Source organism: Thalassotalea nanhaiensis, from assembly GCF_031583575.1.
GTDB classification, from domain to species: Bacteria; Pseudomonadota; Gammaproteobacteria; order Enterobacterales; family Alteromonadaceae; genus Thalassotalea_A; species Thalassotalea_A nanhaiensis.
In genome coordinates this window covers 2,580,705-2,592,061 of record NZ_CP134146.1, presented here as the reverse complement: position 1 = coordinate 2,592,061, position 11,357 = coordinate 2,580,705, and the positions used below count along the sequence as shown (strand labels likewise).

Annotated in this window: 3 protein-coding genes; all 3 read left to right on the top strand. The window is 38.0% G+C overall.

Going from position 1 to position 11,357, the window contains the following annotated elements; genetic code table 11:
* Positions 1-377: 377 nt before the first annotated feature.
* The 3 genes from RI845_RS11310 (at position 378) to RI845_RS11300 (ending at position 10,689) form a co-directional block, all read left to right on the top strand.
* On the top strand, positions 378-4,121 hold the full coding sequence (locus RI845_RS11310; protein WP_348386276.1) for a S8 family serine peptidase: 3,744 nt from the start codon (positions 378-380) through the stop codon (positions 4,119-4,121).
* 45 nt (positions 4,122-4,166) lie between these two features.
* The gene (locus RI845_RS11305; RefSeq protein ID WP_348386275.1) at positions 4,167-8,288 is read left to right on the top strand and encodes a S8 family serine peptidase; all 4,122 of its coding nucleotides are present in this window, start codon (positions 4,167-4,169) and stop codon (positions 8,286-8,288) included.
* 298 nt (positions 8,289-8,586) lie between these two features.
* Positions 8,587-10,689, top strand: coding sequence for a winged helix-turn-helix domain-containing protein (locus RI845_RS11300; RefSeq protein WP_348386274.1), 2,103 nt, complete (start codon positions 8,587-8,589; stop codon positions 10,687-10,689).
* The last annotated feature ends 668 nt before the right edge of the window (positions 10,690-11,357 follow it).

Sequence of the window (11,357 nt, the reverse complement as noted above, 5' to 3'; positions counted from 1 at the left end):
TGCATCTATTAATACTTAAAGCCAAATAGCACTTCCTACCAGCACTTCCTGTATTGGTTTATTGCTACAGCTCTTGATTTTTCACTTATTAAATTAGCGTATTTTATTAAAAGTTGACTATGAAGAAACTGTTCATACAGTTATAACTGTCATTTCCTCTTTGTTTTTTGTTACTTTAAGTTGTTGATATGTATGACTATAAACCTTTTGTAATCGTTTATATGACGCTTTATTAATCTATAAACGACCTTCATAACCTTGCTTGACTTTCGAACTTGTTTACTAATGCATGCAATGCCACTTTTTATACTCATAACAAAAATTACTCGTATGAAATTTGGATGTCTTGCAATTTATAAAGTAACAAGAGGACTGAAATGATTTTTAAATCATCTACTGTCGCATTAATGGTTACAGCCGCCTTTGCAGCTAAAGCAAACGCAGTTGATGTTCAAGAAGCTAGCAATAAGCTATCTACAGGACAATTAACCATAAGCACAACACCACAAAACGAGATAACATCTTCTTTTGAAAAGAAAGATGAAAACATCGGCGTATATTTAATTGGTTTAGCGGAAAAAAGCGCACTTGATCCGTCTTATGACGGTTTAGGAGCTGATCGTAGTTCCATTATAAACCTAGTTGAAAAACAACAAGAACAAGTAATAGCAGCAATACGAGAATTAGATCCTAGCGCTATTATTACTCATAAGGCTCGACTGACTGAAAATATTCTCTACGTGCAAATGAGTCACCAAGCGGTTAAAGACATTTCAACCAATGAACATGTTATTTATGCAGAGCTGTTAAATGAAGAGCCATCTTATACTAGCAACGATGAATTTAAAAAATATCCTTTCTTAACAGTTAAAGACCCAGGTGATGCGGTTACCGTTGCTATTGTCGGTAATGGTATTGATTACACTCATAAATCTTTAGGCGGCGCCGGTACTCGTGAAGCTTATGATCAAGCTTGGGCAAATAGAAGTAATGCCTGGGATGGATTTCCAACCGAAACTATTATTGGTGGTTTAGATTTTTCAGCGGCTGGCGAAGGTTACCACTCTTTAGATTATAACCCGATTGAAGCAGAGCAAGATGATAACGTTGATTCTGGCGCTATTCCATCTGGCACAGCTGTTGCTGCGCAGGTTTTGGCTGAAGCTCCAGATGCTAAAATATTATTTTATAAAACTTGGGATTGGGATTATAGGTATTTTTACCCAGTTTTAGATGCAATTGTTGATCCGAACCAAGACGGCGATATTAGTGACAGACCAGATGTTATCGTGATGAATTCATACGGTAATGCTGCGTTTTATGTCGAAGATGATACCTCTGGATCACATCCTACCCGTGAAATTGGGTTAATTCGTCGAGTAAGCGCTGCCGGCTCTTTGCTTGTTATTGGCGCAGGTAAAACTGCTATGGATAACTATTTTAATTTAGCATGGCGTGCTGCCGTACCTGAAGCATTAACGGTAGGCTCGGTAAGTATTAACGAAGAAGATATTTCTTTATCTAGTTTCACGCCTGCAGGACCTACTCGTGGTGTTCAGTTACTTAAACCTGAAGTTGTTGGCCCAGCTGAAAATGTTGTTGCTCCACTAGCTGGAACGGGTACTGAGCAAGGGGTTTTTGAAGCACACCATACTTACGCTGCAGCATATGCTGCGGGTACTGCTGCTCGAATTTTGGCGCAATTTCCTCATTTAAGTCCAATTGAGGCAAAGGCTTTGGTTACCAATAGTGCACTGGCCGACAACATAGTTGGTGGTAGCCACTATTTTGAAGAGTATGAAATGAGCACTCATAAAATCGCTGAAGTACCATTTATGGGCAGCGGTTTAGTTGATGGAGCAACAGCAATAACTTCAAAAGCAGTTGTTTGGGAATCTAGTTCCTATCAACCAAGCCTTGCTTTTGGTTTTGTTGAAGCAAGTACGCAAACATCAGTAACCCGTGACATCACCATTAAAAATTTAACCGACCAAGTTCAAACTTATACCGTAGGTACAACACTTAATGGCGATAAAGCGAATAATGAGGCGGTCAGCTTTATTTATCCTGAAACCATTAATGTGCCGGCAAATCGTTCTGTAATCTTTACCGTTACATTAAGCGTAGATGCTGAGAAACTTACAGATGGAACGTTAACTACAACGACTGATTATACGATTGAAAATTGGTCAAAAACCTCTGTTAACGGCTATTTGGTGTTTAATAATCAAGACGGTCAGTCAGCACAACTTAAAATGCCTTGGCAAGTGTTTCCCAAAAGCAATAAAGAAGTGGCAAAGCCAACTATGGCCACTACAACTACAATACTGCCCTATGATGCACCAATAATTTCACAGCTAGTTAGAAATTCTGGCGGCTGGCTTGAAAGTACGGTAATTGATGTTAAAAATGAAGGTAATTTAGCAAAAACAGTATATACCATGCCGTTAATGCATACAGTACCAGTTAAAGACACAACCAAAGCAAGTGGACAAGGTAATTTAATTAAAAACATAGGGGCAACCATTAATCCTGAAGCACTTTGTGAGTCGGGGCAAAAATTGTCAGTTGCAGTACAAATGTTTGATAAATTCGATGTACCTATGGCTGAGCACTTTGATAAAGCTGGTCATGTTTTAGTCTATTTTACAGCTTATGCAGAAGCGATTGCTGATAAATATAACGCCGATCCCCATGGTCTAGAAGTAAACTCAACAGACGCGGATAAATTAGGTTATTTTGAGATCCTTTTAAATAATGACTCACAACCGGTAACTAAATATCTCGATCTTAGCATTCCTTATGAATATTGGAATCCAACAGGTAGGGTTAGATATTCAGAGTTACCGGCAGACGTTTCGCCGGGCGATGACACTGCTGTAGCGAACATCTGTTTAGACAAACTTTATCATCATGACTTTCAAAGCGTTGATGCGTGGAATCAAAAGGTAGGCTGGCAATTTGCAACAGATCGCGATGCTCAATCTACGTTTGATAGCAAAGTGCTCCGTTATAACCCAGTCATTAATGGCGATTATTATGAAGAGGTTATCGATCACACCGGTGAAGATGGTTATCCATATTGGTGGGATTATAACTGTCAGCCTAAATCATGGAATGAAGATTATTGTATTGAAGAAAAGGTTACCTATTTAGCTAGTTCGGCAGCTGTTACTTTACTATCAGAAGAAGATCAAACTCCAATAGAGTGGGGTATCAAGCAAATAATAGAGCCTGGCCAATCAGCAAGAATTTCAGCGGGTACTACTTATCAATGTGATCCAAATGTTGTATCTGTTGGTAATTGGATTGTACATGAAGATTGTTATCCTGGAGTGATGATTTTTGAAATAGGCAATGAAAATAATTATTTCACAGGCAAGCAATCATCAGTTGATCCTTCAGTAAAAGCTAATCAAAGCTTTAATGTTTATGAAAACGCTGCAGCAGGTACAGTAATTGGCAAAGTTGGTATAGCTAGCAACTATTTCTTTTGGACAGGCAGCCCTGGCCCTATATATCAAGTCAATTCACTTCCAGGAACACCTTTTTTAGTGGCTACTGATGGCACGATTACTGTTGCCAATAGTGATGCATTAGACTATGAAAATACTAAATCATACGTGATAAAACTGCACGCTGATTACGTTAACCGGGACTCGAAAGTAGTTGATGTGGTTATTAATATAAATAATCGTAATGATATTGCACCTACCGTAGTTGAAGCTTTATCTGTAGTAGCCGGTGCACAAGGTGAGTCAGTGGAAATATCGTTGTCAGCTTCATTTGTTGATGCTGAAGGTGATGGTATCACCTTTACCAGCACAGATTTACCACAAGGCCTAGTTATCTCAAAAGCTGGTGTGATCTCTGGCACGCTCAATCAAGTAGGGACCTATCAAGCAACTGTTGCTGCTCATGATGGCGTTAATACGACATCTTCAACATTGAACTTTAATGTAACTGCCGCTGCAACAGCGTCCGCAGAGTCAACATCTGCGCCGGAACAAGCTGCACCAGAGTCTGATTCTGAAGCATCGTCAACCGGTGGTGGCTCTACAAACTCGCTATTTATTTTATTAGCGGCTTTAACATTCATTAATCGTCGTGTACGTAAATAACAAATTAATATTGAGAGGCGGTAGTCTCTCATCGAGGAATTTATTGTGAAATTTAAATTAAATAAGCTTGCTTTGGCATTGCCAATGAGCATTATGGCCTTAGGCGCCGTAGCCGGAAAGTCTCCGGACGATATTCCAACCATTAAAATATCGAAAGCCGAGCAAAATGCGACCATAAAAGCGAATAACGCTAAAATACAAAATCGTTATTTTGTTTTGCTTGAAGATGAACCCGTAGCCTTATATCAAGGTGGTATAAAAGGTTTTAAAGCGACTAACATTGCTGCTTCAAGCGGATCTAATTCTAACGCTCAAGGAAAACTTGATTTAGCCAGTTCTGCATCAATTGTTTATGGTGATTACCTAGCATTAAAACAAAATAGTGCATCGTTAAAAATTAATAAAGCATTAGGTCGTACTGTAACGATAAAAGATAGTTTTAAAATTGCATTGAATGGTTTGCTAGTTGATTTAGAACCAAATGAGGTTCTGGCGTTACGCAAAATGCCTGGTGTTTTGGCTGTTGAAAAAGAAGAAATGCAGCAATTATTGACTGATGTAGGCCCGCAACACGTTGGCGCTCCTGAAATTTGGGATAATCCAAATGTTGAAGGAGCAAAAGGCGAAGGCTTAATCGTTGGTGTTATGGACACTGGTATCGCCTCTTATCATAAAAAGGTTTACACTTTTGCTGGCGCAGCAGGGTTTAACAACATTGACTTTAATTCGTCTTTTGCGGATATTGGTGCTGACGGATATGACCATATTAACCCAAATGGTAGCGGTGTATATTTTGGTGATTGTATCGATTCACCTTATTGGTGTAACGATAAGGTTATTGGCGTTGTTTCATATGAGGGACTTAAATCCATCTCTGGAGTTAGCACTTATGATATGCGCTACAATACCGGGCAAGATGTACATGGGCATGGTACTCATGTTGCATCCACTATTGCAGGTAATCTGGTGCATGATGTAAGCTACCCAACTGTTCATCCAGACATGGAGCGTTCATACAAGCATAAGTATTACACTTCTGACATTAAAGTATCAATGAGTGGCGTAGCACCTCACGCGAACATTGTGTCTTATCAGACCTGTAATGTATATGGTTGTGCGCCAAGTGCAGCAATCGCCTCAGTTGAGCATGCCATTGCGAATAATGTTGATGTGCTAAATTATTCGGTTGGTGGTAGCGCTCGTTCACCTTGGATGACATCCGATGCATTAGCATTTCTTAGTGCACGCGAAGCTGGTATTCATATTGCTGTTGCTGCAGGTAACGATGGCCACGCTGGTGAGAAAACAATAGGCTCACCGGGTAACTCTCCGTGGGTAACGACGGTTGCTGCTTTATCGCATTCTCGCGATTTTACCGAAGAAAAAACTGCGACATTTACCGGAGGCTCTACGGAACTTGCTGAGTTAATTGGTAAAGGTGCGACTTCAGGCGTTGGTCTTGATGTACCTTTAGACGTGGTTTATGCGGGCGATGTTGAAAGTTTAACTTATGCCGAACTTTCTGGTGGTGTTGGTTACTGTGGTAAATATTCATTACCAGCATATTACAGTGCTGATTCCATTGAAGGCAAAGTAGTTATTTGTCGTCGTGGTGGAGTTGATTCTGCAGATGGAACGCCATTATCGCGTTTATCAAAAGGTGCTGAAGCATTAAGAACTCGTGCAGCAGGGATGATTTTTATCAACTCAGACGATGAGTTTAATAATGTTGTTAATGACCCACATGTATTACCAACAATACATTTAAATAAGGTCGATGGTGAAGCTCTTCTTGATTGGTTAGCCGAAGGTGAAGGTCATCAAGTAAGCTTTACTGGCTCAGAATTAGTGCTTAATAATGATAAAGCCGATATTACTGCGCCATTTACTTCTCGCGGTCCAGATTACTTTACTGGTGATTACTTAGTTCCAGATGTTGGTGCACCTGGTGTTGACATTTTAGCGAGTGGCTTAGGTACCTCAATGCATAGTGGAGCTTTAGCCGCTTCTGGACAAATAAACGGTAATGCACGTTTCATGAGTGGTACATCAATGGCAACACCACATATTGCCGGTATGTACTTGTTGATGAAAGCCGCTCGTCCTAACTGGACGCCAGCTGAAGCACAATCAGCAATAATGACAACCGCGTTTACTGCTGTTACAGAAGATGATGATTATGACGGCGTGAAAAACCGTGCCGATATGCATAGAACAGGCTCTGGTAGTGCGCGTGTTAATTTAGCAATAGAAGCCGGTTTAGTGCTTAACGAAACTCGAGCAGGTTATTTGGCGGCAGACCCGTATGCTGAAGAGTATGGCATGGCTGAAAGCATCGAAGGATGGCATGGTCAACCTCATCAAATGAATATGCCGAGCCTATCAAAAGGCGAATGTTTAATTGATTGTTCATGGACTCGTACGTTTAAAGCAACCAAAGCTGGTAGCTGGAGCGTTAGTTTCGAATATTACAATGAAGGCTTCAGCCTAGTTGCCGATCAATCATCATTTACTCTAGCTGAAGGTGAAGAAGCGGTAATTAATTTTACTGCAGAAGCGCTGCAAGGTTTAGCTGATGAATGGGTTAACGGAAGGGTGATATTAACACCTGACAATAATGCTATTCCAGTACAAACAATGCCAATAACGGTTAACTTCATTGCTGGTATTGCTCCTGAAATTACCGAAGTAACGGCAAAACGTACTAATGATTCTGCACCTGTTAAGGACATTGTTACTATTGGTACTGACGAGTTGCAACTAAGCAAATCGGGTATTGCCAAAGCTGAAGTTCATGAATTTGAACTAATGCGAGATGCTACTAACAATGAAATTTTTAACTGGGAAGATGAAGATAACCAAACATATCATGCCATACCGTTAAACGTTCAAGCAGATACAAAGCGTTTAGTTATCGATGTATTGGAAACAACATCTCCTGATGTTGATATCTATGTTGGTATTGATTCCGACTTAGATGGAAAGATAAGCTTTTGGGAAATGCAATTAATTCGTTATATGAGTGCTAATGCTGATTCAAATGAATTAATTGATATTCTTGACCCAATTCAAGATACTTACTGGCTATTAGTGCATAACTGGGCTGAAGGTCCGGCAGCACTTGAAGAGCATCAAATGGTATGTAGTGATGGTGAAGAAGCAGACGAAGGCATGGAGTGTGCAGATGCGCCAGTCATGGATAACGTTAAAATATCGGTTACTAACGTAACTTATGATGACGATAGTATGTCTATTGCTGTGCCAACCTCAGTTGCACCTAGAGAAGTTGTTGATACTCGTATTCAATGGCAACAAGCCATGAACGAAGGCGATATCTATCACGGTGTATTTTGGTTAGGCACTACGCCTGAACTGAACCGAAACATTGGTTCTGTTCGCGTCAATATGACCCGTGGTGAAGACGATGTATCAATTAGTGAGCCTATTATCAATGGCGATAAAATTGTCGTAGCAGTGCGTGTATCAGGAAATAATAGTGGTGAAAATCGCGATTATGATTTTGAGATGATGTTACCTGAAGGTATTAACGTTGATATCTTACTTAAAGATGACGTTGTTGAAGGTGCAGCAATGCAAATGAACACGGATGGATTTACTTACGCATTGGAAGACAACAACTTAACATGGCAGCACACACAAGTAGATGGCGCTAATGCGTTAGAATTCAACTTAGTGCTGGATGCTTCTGATGTTCTAGGTTTAATTGATGCAACGCCTGTTGTTGATGCGGCGGTAAATACTAGCTCTGCGATGGAATCTAAATCATCAGAGCCATTGTTTTATGCTGGTCGTCCAAGCTTCAGTGTAAGCTCTTCGGTTGATACTGTTAAAGAAGGCAAGCCAGTAACGTTATCAGCAAGTGTTGTTGATGCTGTTATTGATAACCCTGAAATATCGTATCAATGGACACAAGTTTCAGGTCCAGCGGTTAGCTTGACTGGTGCTGGTGCAAGTGTAAGCTTTGATGCTCCTAAAGTATCTCATGATGAGGTTGTGACCTTTGAAATGATTGGCTCTAATGGCGATAAAGCAAGTTTCGCAGAAACAGTATCTGTGAATGTTGAGAATAAGAGTAGTGGTGGTACTACTGGTCTTGGTTTCATAATCTTAGCAGGTTTAGGTTTGTTTTCTCGTCGTAGAAATTAAAGTAAAATCTAAATTAGGCAAATAAAACAAAGGTTTCTGCATGCAGAAGCCTTTTTTCTTTAAGCGAATTCCTATAATATTTATAATTGTTTTGGGGAATATTTTATGCTTTAAATTACAGCTCAAATAATATCCGTCCTAAAAATCACCCTTAAGGGTGTTGTTAAAAATAGTCTAAAAGTGTACATTTCTTTACCTTTATAACCAATATGCATAATTTTTATATTATTTATGCATTATATTTTTAAATTTTACTTTGTTAGTATCTTGTTAACTTTTAATATTGGAAAAATACTCTATGGTTGAATTAGCTTTTGTTTATTATCAGATCGGTCGCTTTAATGTTAACTGTAAAGAATTAACCGTAGATAATGGCAAAGATTCAATCAAATTACCGGTAAAAGTTTTTGAATTATTAAAATTATTCATCTTAAGTAGTGATCATTCTGTCGCAGCAAATGACGCAATAGAAACTATCTGGAATGGTAACCAGGGTGTAGGTAAACGAGGTTTTCCTAATACCATTTGGCACCTGCGTAAAACATTCGCTGATTTAGGTGCAGAAAATGATGAAGTTATTAAAACAGTACATAAAGTAGGTTATGTAATGGTTGTTAAGCCGCTAGGTCTAGCTGCTTTTCCAACGTCTGATTTACACCAAAACGAACCTAAGCAATTATCTTTTATTAATAAACACAAATACTTCGCAGCTGTTGCCAGTTTTTGCTTAATTTGTTTATCCGTTTATATGATCAGTAACCACTTTATTAACAGTGGTTCCAACATTGTATTATCAAAAGAGGTTTCGAAACAAACAAATTACCAGGGCATAGAAATGCACCCAGCGGTCTCTCATGACGGCAAGTACCTTGTATTTCGTTGGGTTAGAGAGTCTTCGAAAGGCCATCTTTATATTAAAGATTTACTCAATGAAGAACTGCCTCTTCGCATGTTAACAAATACATCTAATGAAGAAGCATCACCAACCTGGTCTCCTGACGACGCTTCAATAGCATATATACGCTATGATGAAACAGGTTTTTGTCAAATTAGAGTTAAACATTTAGTCACTAATCAAGATGAACTGATTGATCAAGGCTGCGTATTTAATCCTATTAGAATTAATCTTGACTGGTCCCCAAATGGTGAATCTTTACTCTATTCTAAGCAAGTAAATGATAGTTTAGCTATTTTCTCTTACAACTTTAAGACCAAGCTTTCAACACAAGTAAGTTACCCTAGCAGTAAAGTACGAGATGTTGTTGCCGTTTGGGCGAATGATAGTAAAAGCATCGCTTTAATACGTGAACGTTATCAATTTACGCAACTTATACACATTAATAATCAAGGTGAAGAGCAAGTTCTCCTTGATAACCAAACATCTATTATTGGTTTAGCTTGGGATCATAGTAATAATGAAATTTATACCAGTTTCTTTAAAAATGCAGAACATATTATTCATAAGTACAACATTGCAGAAGAAACTTGGCAAGATGTAAACAAAATACCTAGACCTGCAAATTTGACCATTAGCCAAACAACGGGCGAACTATTTTTTTCGCGCTATTCTTCACAGGAATATATAGTTCAAAAAACATTTGAAACCAATAAAATTTTATCAAGAGTTTCATCTTCTTCTAGAGATATGTTAGGTAGTCTTTCTGCAGTTAATGGTAAGGTTGCATTTATTTCAAACAGGTCAGGTTCGTGGGATTTATGGATTAAAAGTGAACTTGGCACCAAAAATATCACTAAAGGAATGGGCTTACCATTATTGCCTAGTTGGTCACCTATAAATGATCAGTTTATTGTTGATCTGCGCCTAACCGATACTGATCACTATCAACTATTTATTGGAGACGATACAACTGGAAGTCTTGAATCAATTGACCTTGGAGGGTTAGAACCGCAAAATCCTAAATGGTCATTTGATGGTCGTTCAATTTTGTTCATTTCTAGTAAAAATGACACTAGTGGTGTATTCAAATACGACTTATTAACGGCACAGATAACTCAATTAACGGCTAAAAATGAAATGGCAGTTGTTGAAGGGGAAGACGGTTATTTATATGTTAGCCGTGAATGGGAAAATGGTATTTGGCAAGTTAATCCAAAAACCAACGAAGAAAAATTAATAGTTGAAGATTTAATTAGCACAGATCACGGTTCATTTTATTGGCAGGATAAAGCGATTTATTATATTAGTCGTAGTACAACTGAGGATGTTATTAAAAGAAAAGAAATAACAGGCAAGACGACAATTATTGATTCTTTGCCTGCTAATTCAATTAAGCGATACTTCGGTATATCTTCAATAGATACTGAAAGTTATTTACTTACTTTAAATAGTATTAATGATGCTGATATCTTTTCTGTACAAATTTTCAAACCAAATCAATAGCAAATCTGAACTTCAATTCAAATATTGAATGCAACCAAAACTCAACAAACTTGTTTCTAGCTTACAGCAGGTTTGTTGAGGTATTTAAAATATTGCCTATTTAGCACCTTGAGGTGCTGATATCTTTTCAGTGTAAATTTTCAAACCAAATCAATAATAAATCTGAACTTCAATGCAAATATTGAATTCAACCAATACTCAACAAACTTGCTTCTTGCTTCTTGCTTCCAGCAGGTTTGTTGAGGTATTTAAAATCTTGCTAATTTAAATCTAGTTCTCCCGATATTTTCTCCGAGTAAATTTCAGTCGATATCAATAATCTTTTTAAACTTCATTTCAAATATCGAATGCACCGAAAACTCTGCGAGTTTGTTTTTAAATTCCTGTAGATTTGTTGAAACTTTAAACGATTCTCTTTTTAGGCTTACTTTACTGAATATTTATTAAATAAAAGCAGTTTATTAGTTATCTATAAATCATCAATTGTAATTCGTTTATTTTTATAAATGCATGATTATAAACGAAATTGATGTTTTGTTGATGTAAACTTGTAATTGAATTGTAATTATTGCCATTGTTAGAGGCCAAGTTTTTATTTACTAATGTCCCAACGCCATTTTCAGCTGTTAATAATCATTTATAAATAACAACAGTTGTAACTGGATGTC

Coding starts and splice junctions, on each gene's coding strand:
- RI845_RS11310 (WP_348386276.1), top strand. CDS start 378: ATGATTTTTAAATCATCTACTGTCGCATTAATGGTTACAGCCGCCTTT.
- RI845_RS11300 (WP_348386274.1), top strand. CDS start 8,587: ATGGTTGAATTAGCTTTTGTTTATTATCAGATCGGTCGCTTTAATGTT.